The organism is Nitratireductor basaltis (genome assembly GCF_000733725.1).
Taxonomy (GTDB): Bacteria; Pseudomonadota; Alphaproteobacteria; order Rhizobiales; family Rhizobiaceae; genus Chelativorans; species Chelativorans basaltis.
The window spans coordinates 30,189-48,230 of the sequence record NZ_JMQM01000003.1 but is presented as its reverse complement, the minus strand read 5'-3'; the positions used below and the strand labels follow the sequence as shown (position 1 = coordinate 48,230).

The 18,042-nt window shown below is 60.5% G+C and carries 22 protein-coding genes; 7 read left to right on the top strand and 15 right to left on the bottom strand.

Annotated features, from left to right (window positions below):
• Positions 1–239: 239 nt before the first annotated feature.
• Positions 240–1,550 (bottom strand): MBL fold metallo-hydrolase, encoded by a 1,311-nt coding sequence (locus EL18_RS16105; RefSeq protein WP_036486683.1) that lies wholly within the window; start codon positions 1,548–1,550, stop codon positions 240–242.
• Between the two features lie 228 nt (positions 1,551–1,778).
• Between EL18_RS16105 and EL18_RS16100 the strand changes: the two genes are divergently transcribed.
• The 6 genes from EL18_RS16100 (at position 1,779) to EL18_RS16075 (ending at position 6,429) form a co-directional block, all read left to right on the top strand.
• Positions 1,779–2,351 (top strand): DUF2796 domain-containing protein, encoded by a 573-nt coding sequence (locus EL18_RS16100; protein ID WP_036486681.1) that lies wholly within the window; start codon positions 1,779–1,781, stop codon positions 2,349–2,351.
• A gap of 1 nt (position 2,352) precedes the next feature.
• Positions 2,353–3,045 (top strand): ABC transporter ATP-binding protein, encoded by a 693-nt coding sequence (locus EL18_RS16095; protein ID WP_036486671.1) that lies wholly within the window; start codon positions 2,353–2,355, stop codon positions 3,043–3,045.
• Positions 3,045–4,298 (top strand): ABC transporter permease, encoded by a 1,254-nt coding sequence (locus EL18_RS16090; RefSeq protein WP_036486661.1) that lies wholly within the window; start codon positions 3,045–3,047, stop codon positions 4,296–4,298. Before EL18_RS16095 ends, EL18_RS16090 begins: the two co-directional genes overlap by 1 nt.
• Before the next feature lie 16 nt (positions 4,299–4,314).
• The gene (locus EL18_RS16085; protein ID WP_036486659.1) at positions 4,315–4,848 is read left to right on the top strand and encodes a DUF3299 domain-containing protein; all 534 of its coding nucleotides are present in this window, start codon (positions 4,315–4,317) and stop codon (positions 4,846–4,848) included.
• A gap of 133 nt (positions 4,849–4,981) precedes the next feature.
• Positions 4,982–5,713: a ribonuclease activity regulator RraA gene (locus EL18_RS16080; RefSeq protein ID WP_036487071.1), complete on the top strand. Its 732-nt coding sequence runs from the start codon at positions 4,982–4,984 to the stop codon at positions 5,711–5,713.
• On the top strand, positions 5,674–6,429 hold the full coding sequence (locus EL18_RS16075) for a FadR/GntR family transcriptional regulator (RefSeq protein WP_051914411.1): 756 nt from the start codon (positions 5,674–5,676) through the stop codon (positions 6,427–6,429). Before EL18_RS16080 ends, EL18_RS16075 begins: the two co-directional genes overlap by 40 nt.
• Positions 6,430–6,474: 45 nt before the next feature.
• Here EL18_RS16075 and EL18_RS18000 read toward each other — a convergent pair whose 3' ends face one another.
• The gene (locus EL18_RS18000) at positions 6,475–6,819 is read right to left on the bottom strand and encodes a cupin domain-containing protein (RefSeq protein ID WP_036486657.1); all 345 of its coding nucleotides are present in this window, start codon (positions 6,817–6,819) and stop codon (positions 6,475–6,477) included.
• Between the two features lie 155 nt (positions 6,820–6,974).
• Here EL18_RS18000 and EL18_RS16065 point away from each other — a divergent pair, with 155 nt between their 5' ends.
• Complete coding sequence (locus tag EL18_RS16065; RefSeq protein WP_036486655.1) at positions 6,975–7,724, top strand: SDR family NAD(P)-dependent oxidoreductase; 750 nt, start codon at positions 6,975–6,977, stop codon at positions 7,722–7,724.
• A 49-nt stretch (positions 7,725–7,773) separates the two neighbouring features.
• Here the strand turns inward: EL18_RS16065 and EL18_RS16060 are convergent, their stop codons facing one another.
• The 13 genes from EL18_RS16060 to urtB form a co-directional block, all read right to left on the bottom strand.
• A complete protein-coding gene (locus EL18_RS16060) occupies positions 7,774–8,433 on the bottom strand; it encodes a peptidoglycan recognition protein family protein (RefSeq protein ID WP_036486653.1) in 660 nt (219 codons plus the stop codon).
• Positions 8,434–8,514: 81 nt separating this feature from the next.
• Positions 8,515–9,156, bottom strand: coding sequence for an urease accessory protein UreG (ureG, locus tag EL18_RS16055; protein ID WP_036486651.1), 642 nt, complete (start codon positions 9,154–9,156; stop codon positions 8,515–8,517).
• Positions 9,153–9,815, bottom strand: a complete 663-nt coding sequence (locus tag EL18_RS16050) for an urease accessory protein UreF (protein WP_036486648.1) — start codon at positions 9,813–9,815, stop codon at positions 9,153–9,155. Before EL18_RS16050 ends, ureG begins: the two co-directional genes overlap by 4 nt.
• Positions 9,808–10,290, bottom strand: coding sequence for an urease accessory protein UreE (locus EL18_RS16045; protein ID WP_036486646.1), 483 nt, complete (start codon positions 10,288–10,290; stop codon positions 9,808–9,810). The genes EL18_RS16050 and EL18_RS16045 overlap by 8 nt, the downstream gene beginning before the upstream one ends.
• 11 nt (positions 10,291–10,301) lie before the next feature.
• Entirely contained in the window at positions 10,302–12,011 is a 1,710-nt protein-coding gene (gene ureC / locus EL18_RS16040; RefSeq protein WP_036486644.1) for an urease subunit alpha, read from the bottom strand.
• A complete protein-coding gene (locus EL18_RS16035) occupies positions 12,012–12,317 on the bottom strand; it encodes an urease subunit beta (protein WP_036486642.1) in 306 nt (101 codons plus the stop codon).
• On the bottom strand, positions 12,314–12,511 hold the full coding sequence (locus EL18_RS16030) for a hypothetical protein (RefSeq protein WP_036486640.1): 198 nt from the start codon (positions 12,509–12,511) through the stop codon (positions 12,314–12,316). The genes EL18_RS16035 and EL18_RS16030 overlap by 4 nt, the downstream gene beginning before the upstream one ends.
• Before the next feature lie 12 nt (positions 12,512–12,523).
• A complete protein-coding gene (locus tag EL18_RS16025; protein WP_036486639.1) occupies positions 12,524–12,826 on the bottom strand; it encodes an urease subunit gamma in 303 nt (100 codons plus the stop codon).
• Positions 12,827–12,842: 16 nt separating this feature from the next.
• On the bottom strand, positions 12,843–13,682 hold the full coding sequence (locus EL18_RS16020; protein ID WP_036486637.1) for an urease accessory protein UreD: 840 nt from the start codon (positions 13,680–13,682) through the stop codon (positions 12,843–12,845).
• A gap of 5 nt (positions 13,683–13,687) precedes the next feature.
• On the bottom strand, positions 13,688–14,392 hold the full coding sequence (urtE, locus tag EL18_RS16015; RefSeq protein ID WP_036486635.1) for an urea ABC transporter ATP-binding subunit UrtE: 705 nt from the start codon (positions 14,390–14,392) through the stop codon (positions 13,688–13,690).
• A gap of 4 nt (positions 14,393–14,396) precedes the next feature.
• Entirely contained in the window at positions 14,397–15,143 is a 747-nt protein-coding gene (gene urtD / locus EL18_RS16010; RefSeq protein ID WP_036486633.1) for an urea ABC transporter ATP-binding protein UrtD, read from the bottom strand.
• Positions 15,144–15,147: 4 nt separating this feature from the next.
• Positions 15,148–16,344 carry an urea ABC transporter permease subunit UrtC gene (gene urtC / locus EL18_RS16005; RefSeq protein ID WP_036486630.1) on the bottom strand — a complete coding sequence of 399 codons (1,197 nt, stop codon included), beginning with the start codon at positions 16,342–16,344 and terminating at the stop codon, positions 15,148–15,150.
• The gene (gene urtB, locus EL18_RS16000) at positions 16,341–17,951 is read right to left on the bottom strand and encodes an urea ABC transporter permease subunit UrtB (protein WP_036486628.1); all 1,611 of its coding nucleotides are present in this window, start codon (positions 17,949–17,951) and stop codon (positions 16,341–16,343) included. Before urtB ends, urtC begins: the two co-directional genes overlap by 4 nt.
• Between the last annotated feature and the right edge of the window lie 91 nt (positions 17,952–18,042).

Sequence of the window (18,042 nt, the reverse complement as noted above, 5' to 3'; positions counted from 1 at the left end):
GAGCTTGGTTCCAAGCCCGGACTCAGATCCGGACCTCTGGCATTCCTGCAAGAGCGGTCACGATGTAGCAGCATCAGCTGGTGCCAATCGGTGAAGCTGCGCAAGGTGCCTTCTACCGGAACGCTGGCCCGCGCGCAGGGAAAGCCTGAATAGCAAGAGCCCCGCCGAAGTCCGGCGGGGCTCTTGTTGTTGCCCGTTGCTCGCAGCTTGAAGAATTCTTCCAACCTACGAGCTTTGCATCAGGGCAAATTCACCTCGACCACATCTTCGCTCCCGGTCGGAGCGCAGTAACCGGAAAGAGCTTGCTCTTTCGCAGGATCGGCCCAGGCCGGATTGTCGATGTCGTACACCATAGGCTTGAGATAGTCGGTGGGATCGACCAGCCAGTGAACCTGGGGGCGATCTTCTTCGGGGATGCCCATCAGATCCATCTGGTTGATGTAACCGGCATAGACCGACAGGGACGAGCCTTCACGTGCACGAGATCCCGTAGTGTGGTGGTTTGGCACGTAGATCTTGGGGTCCAAGGCCTCCTGATACATGATCAGATCGCGCAGGCCATTATTGTCGAAGTTGCCGGACGCTGCCGTACCCAGGTGAAGGTCGGTGGGTGCAAGCGATTCGAGAATGTTGATGATGCGCTGTCCGTCCTCAGGTGTGCCTTCGTAGTTGCGACCGATGCCTTCCTTGAGCGCACCGGCAGTATTGTTCCACACGAAGGTGAAGTGGGTGCCGTTTCGCAACATGAATGTATAGAAGACCGAGTCCGCTCCGCCCGGCGCCCCTGAAGTGGTGCGCGTATCGAACTGGTTGTCGTTTTCCGGCTCGAAATCCGGTCCTGCACGGCTCGGCCAGAGAGGCGTACCTTCGGGGAACAGATATTCGTCGCGTTCATCGACGATGATCTCCACCGGGGTCGGCGGAAAATCCGGGTCGGGATCGACAGCAATCGAATGCAGGTGCCGGAATGCCGTCACACAGGCCTGCGGCTCGAGAAACGGCAGGTTCACGATTTCGGTCCCGGGCACGGAACCTTCGGATGTTACATTGACGCACTCAACATCCGCGCCCTCCGGGAAGGCGCGGTCCGGGTAGTCCTGTATGCGTGGATCAGCGGCCATGCGCTCGAAATCCATCTGCATGACACCGCAGGTTTCTTCCGTGGCATAGATGACCGCGTCCGTCATGGCCGAGATATATGCAGCATGATCGGCGTGGTCGCCGTGGCCGTGGCCGATGAGTATCGCCTTTGGATTGAGATTGACCAGATCGGCAATGACAAGTGGTGTGCGCCCGCGTTCGATCTCCGGACGCGTAATGAAACTGTCGAGCATGAAAACCTGCCCCTGCACCGAAACGGCGAATGCCGAAGCGGAAAGCCAGGATGCAATGACCTTATCTTCCGGTAGGGCGCCGGTTTCGGGGTCGACCAGATGCTCACCGAAAATGTGCTGCCGTGCAGCAATCATGTCGGCTTGTTCGACGGCCATCGCAGGCGAAATCACGCCGACCGCGAGCGCGGTGGCGAGAGCAAATTTGCAAACTCTCATCTATATCCTCCCTAATAATGCGGGCTGAAGCCGCAAGGCGAAGGCCACGGCCTGTCCGCTGGTTGCTGACTTTATGGGAGCCACCGAGGGAGCGCGAAGCGACGGAAATTTATACAAACAGTTGATATAATTGATTATTGAAAATGTTTGTATAATCTGCACACTCTCCACGGTGGCTCCTGCCAGGGCTAGGATTTGCGCTCGAACGCTAGCCTTGGAGGAGGTGCTATGCGTGTTGTTCTTATGATCATCACGGCTATGCTGGCCAGCACAACTCATGCGCAGGAACACCGGGAAGCCGGGGCGCATGAGCACGGTTCAGGTATGCTCGACATTGCTATCCAGGGTCAGCGCCTCACAATCGCCCTATCGGTGCCGGCATTCGATCTCGTCGGTTTTGAACACGCACCAGAGACAAGGGCGCAAAAACTTGCCGTGAAACGCGCGCGAGCGCGTTTGCAGGAACCCGACCGTTTGTGGGGTTTTCCCGCAGCTGCCTCGTGTAGTACCGATGCGATCGAGACATCGCTCCTGGAACCTCACCATGAGCACGACGATCATGCAAGCCACGACGGGCATCATGAGCATAAGCATGACACCCATGGCGAGGATGCCGCTCATTCGAATGTGACGGTCAATCTCGATATGCGATGCGAGGACATGGAAGCGCTGACGGTGCTTGAGCCGGAATATTTTGATATTTTCCCGAATGCACAGGAACTTCAGGTTCGCGTTCTTGGCCCTTCGGGTGCCAGCCTGTTCGAGATCGAACGGGGCAACGCCTTGATCATTCTTCACTAGCATGGCCGAGCCGGCACTTGAACTGAGCGACATTGCATTTCAATGGCCCGGTGAGGGCGGTTTCGCATTACATGTGCGCAAATTGCGTGTGCCTGCGGGCGAGAAAGTCTTGTTGCTGGGAGCGAGTGGCTCCGGAAAATCCACACTCCTGTCGCTGATTGGCGGGATCCTGAATCCCAGGGACGGCAGCGTTCGGGTCGCTGGAACAACATTGTCGGACTTGAGCATCCGGCATCGTGATCGATTTCGGGCCGAGACCATCGGCATCATATTCCAACAATTCAATCTGCTGCCTTATGCAAGCGTTGCAGACAATATCGCGCTGCCTCTCCGCTTTGCTCCGGCAAGGCGCGCGCGAACAGGCAATATTGCAGCCTCCATCGATCGGCTATGCAATGGCCTCTGCCTGCCGAAGGGTATCGAGACACAGACGGCCGGCCTCCTGAGTGTGGGGCAGCAGCAGCGCGTTGCCGTTGCCCGGGCGCTTATCGGCACACCACCTCTCGTGCTGGCAGATGAGCCGACTTCGGCTCTGGATACGCGGTCCCAGGCGCAGTTCCTGGATCTCCTGTTTCAACAGGTCGCCAGCGCCGGGTCGGCACTGTTGATGGTCAGCCACGAGGAAGGTCTGGCGCCCTCTTTCGACAGGGTGGTGCATCTGGACGAAGTCATCGGGAAGCAGGAGGCGCGCTGATGCTTGTGCGATTGGCAATCTTCAGCCTCAAGGCGCGCGCGGTAACGGTCTCCATGGCAGTGCTGACCATTGCACTGTCGGTTGTCCTGCTTCTGGGGGTGGAGAATATCCGCACCAGCACACGAGCGTCCTTTGCCGACACAATTTCGGAGACGGATCTCATAGTCGGCGCGCGTTCGGGTCCGGTGCAACTGTTGCTGTATTCGATCTTCCGTATTGGCAACGCGACCAACAATGTCACATGGCAAAGCTATGAGGAGATCGCTGCACGTCCCGAAGTGGATTGGATCGTACCGATTTCCCTGGGTGACAGTCATCGCCAGTTCCGTGTGATGGGAACCACCCCTGCCTTCTTCGAACACTACAAGTTCCGCGGCGGGCGCTCGCTGAGCGCGCAGGTCGGCACGAATCGGATGACAGACCTCTATGACACCGTGATTGGGGCTGATGTGGCCCGCACCCTTGGATATGAAACCGGCGAGTTGATCCTCGTGGCTCATGGCGTCGCCTCATTTTCCGAGCATGAGGATCAGCCTTTTCGTGTGGCGGGTATCCTGGAAAAGACGGGCACACCGATTGACCGCACCGTGATCGTGAGTCTTGAAGCCATTGAAGCGATCCATGTGAACTGGCAGAGCGGCGCACCGATTCCAGGTCGCTCGACATCACTGGAAGATATTAGCGAGCTCGATCTGACGCCCAAGGCGGTCACTGCAGCCCTGATCGGCACCAAGTCGCGGCTGCAAGTCTTCCATCTGCAACGCTGGATAAATGAATACCGCGCTGAACCCCTGCTGGCCGTCATGCCGGGTCTTGCTCTCCAGGAGCTGTGGCAGATCGTCGGATTGGCTGAGACGGCGCTGCTTGCCGTTTCTGCGATGGTGGCTGCAACCGCACTGGTGGGGCTTGTCGCACTGACTTTTTCGGGCCTGAACGAACGGCGCCGGGAAATGGCGATACTACGGGCGATGGGAGCGCGCCCGGCCACAATTGTTGGGCTATTGGTGTTCGAGGCGACGCTGATCGGCATGGGCGCCGTGTTGCTCGGGCTGCTGGCCACCTATGGGGCATTGTTCGCCATGCGCGGCTGGGTCGACGCCGAGTTTGCCTTGTGGCTCGCAATCAAGCCTCCCGGCGCAAAGGAACTGGGTATCTTGGCGTCCATCGTTCTGGCGGCCGCCATTGCAAGCCTTTTTCCTGCATGGCGGGCCTACAGGATGTCGCTTGCCGACGGCATGATGGTGCGTATTTGAAGAAGGATATGAAGTAGTGGCTGCAAAAATCCCGAACCTGACGCGTCGTCAGATCCTGTTGTCAGCGGGTTGCACGATAGGTTCCATGCTGGTTCCACCGGTTATTGCACATGCGCAGGAAGCCAAGCGTATCCGCTGGCCTGACCTCATCCCGGAGGGGCTCGATTACGGTGAAATCATCGGAGACGGCGTGAAGGACCATGCTGCCGATGTCTGGATTCCTGAGTTCGACGAGAATGGCACGGCGCTGAATCTCAAGTTTGACGGGATGAATATTTCCATCGCCGGCTATGTATTGCCATTGGAGGTGTCCCCCGAAGGCGCAACGAGTTTCGTGCTCGTGCCTTTTGTTGGCGCATGTATCCACGTTCCGCCACCACCTCCGAACCAGCTGGTCTTTGTTGAGCCTCTGGAGCCCTGGGGGGACGGGAATCTATGGGATCCGGTTCTGGTCACAGGGCGCCTGTCGGCAATAAGCCGGAGAACGGAAGTCGCAGAGGTCGGCTATGAGATCGAGAAGGCCGAGGTAGAGCTGTTCAAACGGTATTGAGCGAAGGCGCATGCGCGACCGTCCAGATCGGTTCCGCGACAAATTTGAAAACAAAAATTTACAAATATTGACAAGCTGCGCGCGGACATTCATTATGTGCTTCTATTCGAAGATGAACGCCCGGAGCGCAGACATGACCTCTCTCAACCCCGACACCAAGCGCAAGCTGCAAAAGGTCAGCACAGCCACGCTGACCACTGCGCTGTTCAAGCGGGGTTTCCGCAACCAGTTCATGCAGGGGCCGCAGCGCATCAACCAGGGCGCCAACATGGTCGGCTTTGCCTATACGCTGCGCTATATTCCCGCGCGGGAAGACATCGACGTTCTGGAATCCTTTGCCGACCGCGAGAACGCACAGCGAAAGGGTGTCGAGGAATGCCCGGACGGCGCAGTGTTCGTGATCGATTCGCGCGGGGATGCGACGGCGGCCTCAGCCGGCTGCATCCTGGCCACGCGCCTCATGCGCCTGGGTTGTGCCGGCATCGTGACCGATGGCGGCTTTCGCGACACGCCGGAGATCGCCGGTCTCGACATGCCTGCCTACCACACCCGCCCGAGCGCGCCCACCAATCTGACAAAGCACCATGCTGTCGGGATCAATGAGCCAATCGCCTGCGGCGGCATAAGCGTGTTTCCCGGGGATGTGATTGTCGGTGACAATGAGGGTGTAGTATGCATTCCGCGAGACATTGCGGACGAGGTTGCCGACGAGGCGGTTTCAATGACGGATTTCGAGGATTTCGTCCTCGAAATGGTGCAGGAGGGCGCATCGACCTTCGGCCTCTATCCGCCGACGGATCCGGTGACAAAAGAGAAATATGACGCATGGAGACGAGCAAACGGAAATCGGGCGCTGGCCGGTTAGTGCCCGCTGCCTTGTCCGGAACGCCGGATGGTTCCGGCGACCGCACGCTTGCCGACTCCGTCTATGAACGGGTTCTTGCGAAGATCGTAAATGGCGAAACTCCGGTCGGCGGGAAGCTGCCGACCGAGCATGCCCTTTGCGCGGAATTCGGGGTTTCGCGCCCCGTGTTGCGCCAGGCCCTGCGACAACTGCGCGAAGACCAGGTCATCGTCTCGCGCCAGGGGTCAGGCTCCTATGTCACCCGAAAGCCGGACACGGCGGTGCTGGATTTCGCACCTATCGGCTCCATCGCGGATATCCAGCGCACCTTCGAGTTCCGCGCCGCAATCGAGGGCGAGGCGGCCTATCTGGCGGCGGAACGGCGCACGGACGAACAGCTTTCCCGGCTGCAGGACGCGCTGGACGAGCTGGCGCGCTGCGTTGACGAGGGCGAACTGGGCGTTGACGCAGACGAAGCATTTCATGCACTGATCTGCACCGCTTCGGACAATCACTATTTTGTCGCCGCGCGCTCTTCCATGCAGGCCAATATCCTGATGGGCCTCAATCTCACGCGTAACCTGTCGCTTGCGAAATCCCGGGAGCGGCTGGCGCTGGTGCAGGCCGAGCATGACATGATCTTTTCTGCCATTCGAAAGAAGGACGCGGAAGCCGCCCGCAACGCCATGCGGCGCCATATAGACAATGCCCGCTACAGGGTGTTTCAGGGCGACTGAATTGCATCAGCGGGAATGGGCAAGTATCCGTCGCGCATTCCCGGTTCATAGGATGCGTGGCACTGGCTGCCGGCTCGAAGTGAAGGCATGAAGCAACTCGCCTTCCTCAATGCACTTGCAGGAATGCTCTGTTTCGCCGGGTATATGCAGACTCTCACCAGCGGCGATGATCAGCGTCTCACCATAGAGGTCAAAACCAAAGCGACCGGAAAGGACACAGATTGTCATTGGCCGGTCATGGATCAAGGACTCGCTTTGGCTTCCCGCCGCATGCCGAACCGAAAACAGCGTGAGGTCGATGTTGCAGCAAAGCAGGCGTGGCCCCGCAGCCGGCGCGCCAGCACTGCTCTCATCAGGAAGCTTCAGCCCGTTCTCGACCGCCGTCTGCATTTTATCCTCCTGCCCTGAAAGGGCGATACAAGGTTGTGCAGAGAAGTTCTTTTTTGTCAATATTTGTATTGCCCAGCGGAGTCGGGTGCTTTATCCCTAGCTCGAAACCCAGAGCGGGCAAGCTGCCGGCCGCACGTTTTCAAAGGGAGAAGACCATGAACTTCAAAGGCAAGACTGCCATCGTGACGGGCGGGGGCCGAGACATCGGCCGCGCCTGCGCAATTCGACTGGCGCAAGCCGGTGCCAATGTCGCCATCAACTACTTCAAGAGCGGCGAAGGTGCTGAAAGCGCGGTCAGTGAGATCGAAGCTGCAGGTGGTCGCGCTTTTGCCATGCAGGGCGATATGACCAAGCCTGATGACGTGAAGGCGCTTGTGGAGCGCACGGCCAAGGAGCTAGGCACGATCCACGTGCTGATGCCGGTCACTGGCGGCCTGGTTGCCCGCAAGACGATCCCCGAGATCACGCTGGAGCATTGGCAGACGGTCATGGATCTCAATGTCACCTCCGCCCTGCTTCTCGTCCAGGCGGCGCTGCCGCACATGACCGAGGGCGGTGCAATCGTGAACATGGCATCGCAGGCCGGTCGCGACGGTGGCGGCGGCGGTGCGCTTGCTTATGGCGCGGCCAAGGGTGCGGTTGTCTCCATGACGCGCGGCATGGCCAAGGAGCTTGCCCCGAGGAACATCCGCGTCAACGCGCTTTGCCCGGGTCTCATCGACACGGACTTCCACAACATCTTCACCAAGCCGGAAGTGCGCAAGATGGTGGCAGGCAATACGCCGCTGAAGCGCGAAGGCACTTCGGAAGAAGTGGCGAATCTCGCCGTCTTCCTGGCCAGTGACGAAGCTTCCTTCATCACCGGCGCCAATTACGACATCAATGGCGGGGTTCTTTTCTCCTGAGGGTCCCGCCCGTCGGCCGCGCCAAATCCTTCCTGGCGCGGCCTGAACCTCACGAGATCCGCTTCATGATCTCGCGCAGCGCTGTCTTCAGTCCTGCTGCCAGTGCCTTGCCGATGGCCTCGCCGAGCTTGCGTGCATAAAGCGCGATGGAGCTGTCGCGGGAGACGGGGTCGACCAGCACCCCGCCGCGGTCCAGAAGTGCCTGCACTTCCCCGCGAAGCCGGTCACCGCAAGCCCCCGCACCTTTCACGCTCTTGTCGAAGGGAAGGCGGGAAATGTCCCATTTTGCCTTCTGGGCGATGCCCAGATTGTCCTGCACCTCCGCATGGGTGAGCAACGTCTGTGGCGAAACGGCTATGCGATAGCGCTTCGACAGTTCCGCGCAGACCTGCACCAGCTTGGTCCATTGTGCAGGTTTCAGGGGATAGCGACCGGAACGGAAAGGCTGTTGGCGTGCACCCTTCATGCCGCATAAGGCAACACCGATGGAACCGGAATTGCAGCTTCTTGTATGCGCGGCATATCCCTTTTTCGCCTTGCCGGAATTGCGCTCGATGGGCGCCTTGCCGCGTACCAGCTTGCCATCGCCCTCGATCAGGATGTGGTAGCACCGGCAATCCGCCTCGCAGGCGTGATGCGTGCCGCCGGTCCAGTGGCAGATGATCCGCTCCATGGGAACATCGGGCATCCAGTCGGGCGGTATGGTCATGGGCGCGCATCTCCAGCAAACAGGATCGCTCCCGTGATGCCAGAGATCGCCGGTTAGTGTCTCATAAACAGGCGGTACCGGTCAGCTGGCCAGCCGTTCGTCCCGAGATGAGGCCAGGCCTCCCGCTTTTTCGATGAAGGCGATGATTTCGTCGAGGCCGTTGCGGCGCAACAGATCGCTCATCACGAAGGGGCGTCCTTCGCGAACGCGTTCGGCATCCGATTGCATCACATCAAGATCGGCCCCCACATGGGGTGCGAGATCGGTCTTGTTGATGATGAGGAGATCGGAGCGCGTGATGGCCGGTCCGCCCTTGCGCGGGATCTTCTCGCCTTGCGCGACTGAGATGACATAGAGCGTCAGATCGGCAAGATCGGGCGAAAATGTCGCCGCCAGATTGTCGCCTCCGCTTTCGATCAGCACCACGTCGAGATCGGGAAAGCGCTGGTTGAGATCGGCAATGGCTGCAAGGTTCAGCGAGGCATCCTCGCGAATGGCCGTATGAGGACAACCGCCGGTTTCGACGCCCACGATCCGGTCTTCCGAAATCGCCTGTAGTCGCGCAAGGATGAGCGCATCTTCCTTCGTGTAGATGTCGTTTGTGACAACCGCCATGGAATAGCGCTCGCGCATGGCTTTCAAAAGCATCTCGCATAGCGTGGTCTTGCCGGAGCCGACCGGTCCGCCAATGCCGATGCGCAAGGGTCCGTTGGGAGAACTCATGAGCGGAAGATCCTCGTTTCCAGTGTTTCATGTCGCTGCGCGGCGATATCAGCGGCGATCGAGATTGCGCCGAGATCACCGAGATCGAGCGCTGCATAATCTTCGGCGAGCCGCGAGATTTCCCCTTCCAGTGCGGACTGGATCTCCAGCGCCTGCGTCTGGCCGATGGGCACGAGGCGCACGGCCACGGAGACCTGCGTTTGCACCTGTGCGGTGAGAAAGGCAACGATTGCGTCGCAGGCGCCGATGCCCGACCTGCCACAGACTGCGCCAAAGGCAACCGGATAGGGGCAGGGGGAGGGCAGATCAGCTACCAGTTCCGGCGTCCATGCACGCGCTGCCGCCACGAAGGCATTACCGGTCACGTAAAGCTCTTTCAGGCGTTGAGAGGCGCATTGCAGGGCATCAACGAGATCGGCCAGTTCGACCAATGCTTCGGCCTCTGGGCAAGCATTGGAGGCCGCCGCAACGATCAATGCGTCATTGCGCATCGAACCGGCGAAAAGGCTGCCGCACACCCATTCCTGCACCTTATCCCGGTTGCGGACCCGCCCGTCTGCAATGGCAGTTTCAAGCCCTGCCGAATATCCGAAGGCTCCGGTGGGAAAGGCGGGTGACGCCCACACGATCAGCCGTTGCAGGGCGAGGCGGTCAGTCATGGTGCGCGTGAACGTGATGATGGTGGTGATTATGCGCGTGGCCGCCGGGCATGCCCGAATGATAGGCGCCTTTTTCCGGCGCGAAGGCTCGCTCTACATCAAGGACGGTCGCGCCAAGGCCGATCAGCATGTCGCGGATGACATGGTCGCGGCGGATATAGATGCGGTCCTCATGCACCTCCGCAGGCAGATGGCGGTTGCCGATCTGCCAGGCCAGAACCACCAGATGTTTCGCATCCCGCGCCCGCACCTCATACAGCGCCTCGGCTTTCTCGCGCACGGCAATCACACGCCCGTCCTCCAGTTCCAGCCCATCCCCGTCAGACAGCAATTTCGCTTCGGAAAGGTCGAGCAGGAAGTCGATGCCACCGTCGGACCGCATCGCCATGCGCCGGCGGTGCCGCTCGGTCTCGTCGAGCGTGATCGTGTCTATCGCCTGTTCGAAGACGCGGGTGACGGATGCGGCGCGGATCATGGTGATGCCTCTCAAAACAGGAAATAGCGCTGCGCCATCGGCAGGCTTTCCGCCGGCTCGCAGGTCAGAAGCTCGCCATTGGCGCGCACTTCATAGGTCTCCGGATCGACCTCGATTTCAGGGGTGGCGCTGTTGTGGATCATGGAATGTTTGCCGATGCCGCCGCGTGTGTTCTCCACCGCCAGCAACTGCTTCTCCACGCCCAGCCTGCCGCGCACATCGTCCGTGATCGCAGCTGCGGAAGTGAAGGTGACACTCGATGCGGTCACGGACTTGCCGAAGGCTCCGAACATCGGGCGGTAATGCATGGGCTGCGGTGTCGGAATGGATGCATTCGGGTCGCCCATTGGCGCGGCAACAATCGTGCCGCCCATCAGCACCATATCTGGCTTCACGCCAAAAAAGGCGGGGCTCCACATCACGAGATCAGCCCGCTTGCCCACTTCGACCGAGCCGATATGGCGCGAAATGCCGTGGGCGATGGCCGGGTTGATCGTGTATTTGGCGATATAGCGCTTCACGCGGAAATTGTCGTTGTCGCCCGTCTCCTCAGGCAATGCGCCGCGCTGCACCTTCATCTTGTGCGCTGTCTGCCAGGTGCGGATGATCACCTCACCGACACGGCCCATGGCCTGGCTATCCGACGAGATGACGGAGAAGGCGCCCATGTCGTGAAGAATGTCTTCAGCCGCAATCGTCTCCTTGCGGATACGGCTCTCCGCAAAGGCCACATCTTCGGGAATGGCGGTGTCGAGATGGTGGCAGACCATCAGCATGTCGAGATGCTCGGCAATCGTGTTGCCGGTATAGGGCCGCGTCGGGTTGGTGGAGGAGGGCAGGACATTGGGCAGCCCCGCCACCTTGATGATGTCGGGCGCGTGTCCGCCGCCTGCACCTTCCGTGTGATAGGCGTGGATCGTACGGCCCTTGATGGCAGCGACCGTGTCTTCCACAAAGCCGCTTTCGTTGAGCGTGTCGGTGTGGATCATCACCTGCACGTCATGCTCGTCGGCAACCGACAGACAATTGTCGATGGCCGCCGGTGTCGTGCCCCAGTCCTCATGCAGTTTCAGCGCGCAGGCACCCGCACGCACCATCTCTTCCAGCGGCGCTGGAACCGATGCATTGCCCTTGCCGGCCAGGCCGATATTCATCGGGAAGGCATCGAAGCTCTGGATCATCCGCCCGATATGCCACGCGCCGGTACAGGTGGTGGCAAGCGTGCCGTGGGCAGGCCCGGAGCCGCCGCCAAGCATGGTCGTCACACCCGAAGACAGCGCCTCGTCGATCTGCTGCGGGCAGATGAAATGGATATGAGCATCAAAACCGCCGGCGGTGATGATCTTGCCTTCCGCGGCAATGGCTTCGGTCGATGGGCCGATGATGATGTCGACGCCGTTCTGCGTGTCGGGATTGCCCGCCTTGCCGATCGCCGAGATGACGCCGTTCTTCAAGCCGATATCGGCCTTGTAGATGCCGGTATGGTCGACGATCAGCGCATTGGTGATGACGGTATCGACCGCGCCTTCCGCGCGCGTCGCCTGCGACTGGCCCATGCCGTCACGGATGACCTTGCCGCCGCCGAATTTCACCTCCTCGCCGTAAGATGTGAGATCCTTCTCCACCTCGATGAAGAGTTCCGTATCGGCGAGCCGCACACGGTCGCCCGTGGTTGGCCCATACATATCCGCATATGCGGCGCGGCTGATCCGTGTCGGCATCTAGAGCGCCCCCATGATCTTCTGCTGAAATCCGAACACCTTGCGCGCCCCGCCAAGGGGCACGAGCCGCACTTCGCGTGACTGCCCCGGCTCGAAACGGATGGCGGTTCCCGCTGCAATGTCGAGCCGCATGCCGCGCGCCTTGTCCCGGTCAAAGTTCAGCGCATTGTTGGTCTCGAAGAAGTGGTAGTGCGAGCCGACCTGAATGGGCCGGTCGCCGGTATTGGCGACTTCAAGCACCAAACTTTCAAGCCCGGCATTTAGCTCGATCTCGCCACCCGACGTCAGCACTTCACCGGGGATCATGGTTTGCGCTTTCCGGCGAGATAGCGGCCTAGAAACGCGCCCGCGCCCACCAGTGCAAGTGCCGCGATGATGGTGACGGCCGGTGACAGGTCGAACAGCACCAGAGCGCCGTGGTGGTGATGGCTTGCAGGAAGGTCATGAGCAAAGGCAGGGGATGCGAAAAGTGCGAAGGCGCAAAGGCTCAGATATTTCATCGAGATTTCCTCCTAGCGGATCGGTTCGTGGACGGTCACAAGCTTGGTGCCGTCGGGAAAGGTCGCCTCGACCTGTATGTCGTGGATCATCTCTGCCACGCCTTCCATCACCTGATCGCGAGTGATGACATGGGCGCCTTCCTCCATGAGATCGGCCACCGAACGCCCATCGCGCGCACCTTCCATCACATGGTCGGTAATCAGCGCAATTGCTTCCGGGTGGTTCAGCTTGACACCGCGTTCCAGCCTGCGGCGGGCCACCATCGCGGCCATGGCGACAAGCAGCTTGTCCTTTTCGCGCGGGGTCAGGTTCATGTCTTGAAGAACTCCATCAGATAGTCCAGAGGCGCGGCACGGAGCCTGCACCGGAAAGGGCGGCAATGGCCGGTTGAAGCGAGCGCCGCAGCGCAATACCGGTCGGGGCGAGGAAGCGCAGCACAAGGCGCTCGCCCATCGCGCTTGCACCCGCGTGGGGCAGGGTGGCAAGAAACGGACGTAGCTTTTCAAGCCGTGCCTCGGCATCCGGTGCGATAGAAACAAGCGTCGCAAACGCGTTGCAGCCGGCAAGCAGCGATGAGGCATCGCGCTCGATATCCGCGCCTGTCAGCCGTGTTGCCTCGGCGTGGATCAACCTGCCGTCGCGGCGGATGCGCCAGTTGTCGGAAAGGCATGCATCACGCGCGGCCTCGCCCATGGCTTCACGCCCGATCAAAACGGCTTCGAGGGCTGTCAACGTTGCGTCGCCCTCAAGCTCGATGTCGAGCGATCTTTCCAGGCGGCTTTGGCCAAAGAGAATGGTTTCCTGCGGCAGCCAGTCGATATGCGCACTTGCAGCAACCCGCAGCCTTGTCGTTAGCTCGGCCGCACCGCCGGAAGACCTGTAGATGCGTTCGCAGGCCTGCGTCGTGATCGAGAGCCGGCTTCCCGCTTGTGCCTCGGCCTGCCATTCCACCACATCGCCGCCGGTCAGTCCGCCGGAAGTGTTGATGAGAACCGCCTCTACCGCGGGTCCTGTCGGGCGCGGCAGGCGGATCTTCGCGCAGCCCTCCTGAAAGAGCGTCCGCAGTCTCGTGCGGCCTGCAATCTGGCCCACCGCAATCCGCCCCGCACCCCGCGCGCGCTGCAGACGCGGCAGGGTTTCAAAATCGGCTATGGAGGCGGCAACATTCATTCGGATCAGACCATCAGGTGCCGCTTGACCTCGGGAAGGTCGAGATCACTTGCCGGCCCCTCATGCATGATCTCCCCGCGATCCATGATGTAGATGTGATCGGCAATCTCGCGGCAGAAATCGAGATATTGCTCAACGATCAGGATCGTCATTCCAAGCTCGTCGCGCAGGAACTGAAGCGCGCGGCCGATATCCTTGATGATGGACGGCTGGATGCCTTCGGTCGGCTCATCCAGAATGAGCACCTTGGGGCGCGTGACCAGGGCGCGGCCAATGGCAAGTTGCTGCTGTTGCCCGCCGGAAAGATCGCCGCCGCGGCGCATCAACATGTCTTTCAGCACCGGGAAAAGCTCGAACACCGTGTCCGGAATGGTGCGTTCGGAGGCCTTCAGCGGCGCAAAACCCGTCTGGAGATTTTCCTTCACGCTCAGAAGCGGAAAGATGTCGCGCCCTTGCGGCACATAGCCAAGCCCGTGGCGCGCACGGGCATAGGGCGGCGTCTTGCCGAATGGTGTCTCACCGACGCGGATTTCTCCGCGGGACACAGGATGCACACCGGCGATCGCGCGAAGAAGGGAGGATTTGCCGACACCGTTGCGGCCGAGAACCGCAGTGATCTTAGCCGGATGGGCGCAAACACTGACACCGCGCAGCGCCTGCGCGGCACCATAATGCAGGTCGATTGCCTCTATATTGAGCGAAGTGCCCATAATTTCACCTCCCCAGATAGCTCTCGATGACCCGCGGATCGGCGCTGACATGGTCGAGGCTGCCTTGTGCGAGGACCGAACCTTCCGCCAGAACCGTCACCCGCGCGGCAAGATCGCGGATGAAGCTCATGTCGTGCTCCACCACCACCACCGACCGCGTCTGAGCAATTTTCTTCAGCAAGATCGCCGTTTCCACCGTTTCAGCATCCGTCATGCCCGCCACCGGCTCATCGACCAGGAGCAGCTTTGGATCCTGTGCAAGGAGCATGCCAATCTCCAGCCATTGCTTCTGACCATGACTCAGATTGGCGGCCAGCTCGTCGGCACGCTCCGTGAGGCGGACCGTTTCGAGAATCTCTGCAATGCGCGCCTCGTCGTCAGCGTCGGCATGGTAGAACCAGGCGGAAAAGACCCCGCGCGGCTTTTTCAGCGCAAGTTCGAGATTGTCGCGCACCGTGTGGCTTTCGAAGACAGTCGGCTTCTGGAATTTCCGGCCTATCCCAAGCTCAGCGATTTCCGCCTCGTCCATGGTGGTCAGGTCGGCGTCGCCACCGAAATAGACATCGCCTTCATCCGGCCGCGTCTTGCCGGTGATGATGTCCATCATCGTCGTCTTGCCCGCACCATTCGGCCCGATTATCGCCTGCAGCTCGTTATGGCCGACGATCAGCGAGAGATTATTGATGGCCTTGAAGCCATCGAAAGAGACGGAAACGCCGTCGAGATAAAGAAGCGCCTTGTTTTTCGTCATGCTCTCACTCCGCCGGAGCAGTTTCGAGATTGGCCGGAGCGGCCGCTGATTGGGGTTTGCCCGGCTGCGGACCTGCGCCTTCTTCGGCGCGGGCGGATATGCGACGCGCTTTCAAGGCGCTCCAGCCGCTGGTGAAGGCGCCGACTATGCCCTTGGGCAGGAAGATGGTGACGGCGACGAACAGCCCTCCCAGCGCGAACAGCCAGAATTCGGGGAAAACGCCGGTGAACCAAGACTTGCCTGCATTGACGAGCACCGCGCCGATGATCGGGCCGATCAGCGTTCCGCGCCCGCCGACAGCCGTCCAGATGACAACCTCGATGGAATTGGCGGGAGCGAATTCGCCCGGATTGATGATGCCCACCTGCGGCACGTAAAGCGCGCCCGCAATACCTGCGATGATGGCCGAGGCGGTGAAGGCGAAGAGCTTGTAGCGGTCCACCCGGTAGCCCAGAAAGCGCGTGCGGCTTTCTGCGTCACGCACCGCTATCAGCACCTTGCCAAGCTTGGAGCGCACTATGGCCGAGCAGATGAGGAAGGAAAGCGCGAGCGCCAGCGCAGACGCGGCAAACAGGCTCGCACGTGTTCCCGGTGCCTGAAGCGAGAAGCCGAGAATATCCTTGAAATCTGTCAGGCCGTTATTGCCGCCAAAACCCATATCATTGCGGAAGAAGGCGAGAAGCAGCGCATAGGTCATGGCCTGCGTGATGATGGAGAGATAGACGCCCGTTACCCGGCTTCTGAAGGCGAACCAGCCGAAGACGAAGGCAAGCACGGCCGGCACCACCACCACCATGAGGGTGGCGAACCAGAACATGTCGAAGCCGTACCAGAACCAGGGCAATTCCTTGTAGTTCAGGAAGACCATGAAATCGGGCAGTATCGGATTGGCATAGACGCCCCGGTCGCCGATCTGGCGCATCAGATACATGCCCATCGCGTAGCCGCCAAGCGCGAAGAATGCGCCATGGCCAAGCGAAAGAATGCCGCAATAGCCCCAGACCAGATCGAGCGCGAGCGCGAGCATCGCATAGGTCAGATATTTGCCGAAGAGCGGCACGAAATGGCCCGGCACGTGAAGCGGGTGATCGGGAGGCAGGAGCAGGGTGGAGGCAGGCACTGCAATTGCAAGCAGTACCAGTGCCATCACCACGAAGATAGCCTTTTTGTCCAGTGCGCGGATGAGAGTTGCCGTGATCATGCGTCCACCGCCCGGCCCTTGAGCGCGAAGAGCCCGCGCGGCCGCCTTTGAATGAAGAGAATGATGAAGACGAGGATGAGGATCTTGCCCAGTACCGCGCCCGCATAGGGTTCGAGAAACTTGTTCGCGACACCAAGCGTGAGTGCGCCGACAAGCGTGCCCCAAAGATTGCCCACACCGCCAAAGACCACGACCATGAAGCTGTCGATGATGTAGCCTTGGCCGAGATTGGGTGAGACATTGTCGATCTGGCTCAGCGCCACGCCGGCAATGCCCGCAATGCCCGAACCAAGGCCGAAGGTCAGCGCGTCCACCCATGGCGTGCGAATGCCCATGGAAGAGGCCATGCGCCGGTTTTGGGTGACCGCGCGCATCTGAAGGCCGAGCGGCGTGCGGTTGAGTACGAGTAGCAGGATCGCGAAGACGGCCATTGCAAAGAAGACGATCCAGAGCCTGTTCCAGGTGATCGCCAGACCGCCAAGCTCGAACGCGCCGGACATCCAGGACGGATTGCCGACCTCGCGGTTGTTGGGCCCGAAGATCGTGCGGACAAGCTGTTGCAGGATGAGGCTCACACCCCATGTGGCAAGCAGCGTTTCCAGCGGCCTTCCGTAAAGCCAGCGAATGATGCCGCGCTCCATGGCCACACCCACGCCACCGGCGACGAGGAAGGCAAGCGGCAAGGCGATGGCGAGTGAATAGTCGAAGAGGCCGGGAAAGCTGTTACGGATGACTTCCTGCACCACGAATGTGGTGTAGGCGCCCAGCATCACGATCTCGCCATGCGCCATGTTGATGACGCCCATGACGCCGAAGGTGATGGCAAGGCCGATTGCCGCGAGCAGCAGGACGGAACCGAGCGAGAGCCCATACCAGACATTCTGCCCAGCACTCCACATTGCAAGGCTGCGTTCGATCTTGCGGATACCTGTTTCAATGGCCGGAAGAAGCTCGTTCGAGGCACTTGCACGCGCGCTGGTGAGCATGGTCAGGGCCTCGCGGTCCCCCTTGGCGGCAATGGTCGCGACAGCCGCTTCCTTTTCTTCCGCCGAAGCTTCCGTTTTCAGAATGATTGCAGCGCGTGCAATTTCCAGCGTCTGACGAATGGATGCGACATCTTCCTGCGCCAGCGCCTCGTCGATCAGGGGCAGGGCATCGGGATCTGCAGTGGCAAGCACATTGCTTGCCGCCGACTGCCGCACCGCCAGGTCGTCGCTCATCAGCGTCAACTGGCCCATCGCCCCATCAATGGCGCGGCGCAGGCGATTGTTGACGCGGATCTTGTCGAGAACGCCTTTTTCCGCCGTGCCAAGATCATCACCCGACAGCGGGTCGCTCAACCGGTAGATCTTGCCTTCGCGGGTTGCGGCGACAACCGCACCGGTATCCTCGTGAAGATAAAGATCGCCGTCGCTGAGCGTCTCCAGAAGACCCGGCACGCGTGGATCACCCGTGGCGGCAAGATCGAAGATCACCTGTTCGCGTTCGGAATAACCGCCATCGGGCAGGGCCTTCACAAGCGCTTCGACACTTTGGGCGTAGCCGTGAGTGGCGAAGGGCAGGAGGAGCGCCAGGAGGATGATGCGCAGAGTGCGAGTGGAAAACATGGGCCTTGAGCGATCTGGTTGGAGGTTGAGGCCAGGATCACCCCCCTCTGTCCTGCCGGACATCTCCGCCACAGGTGGGGAGAATTGCTGA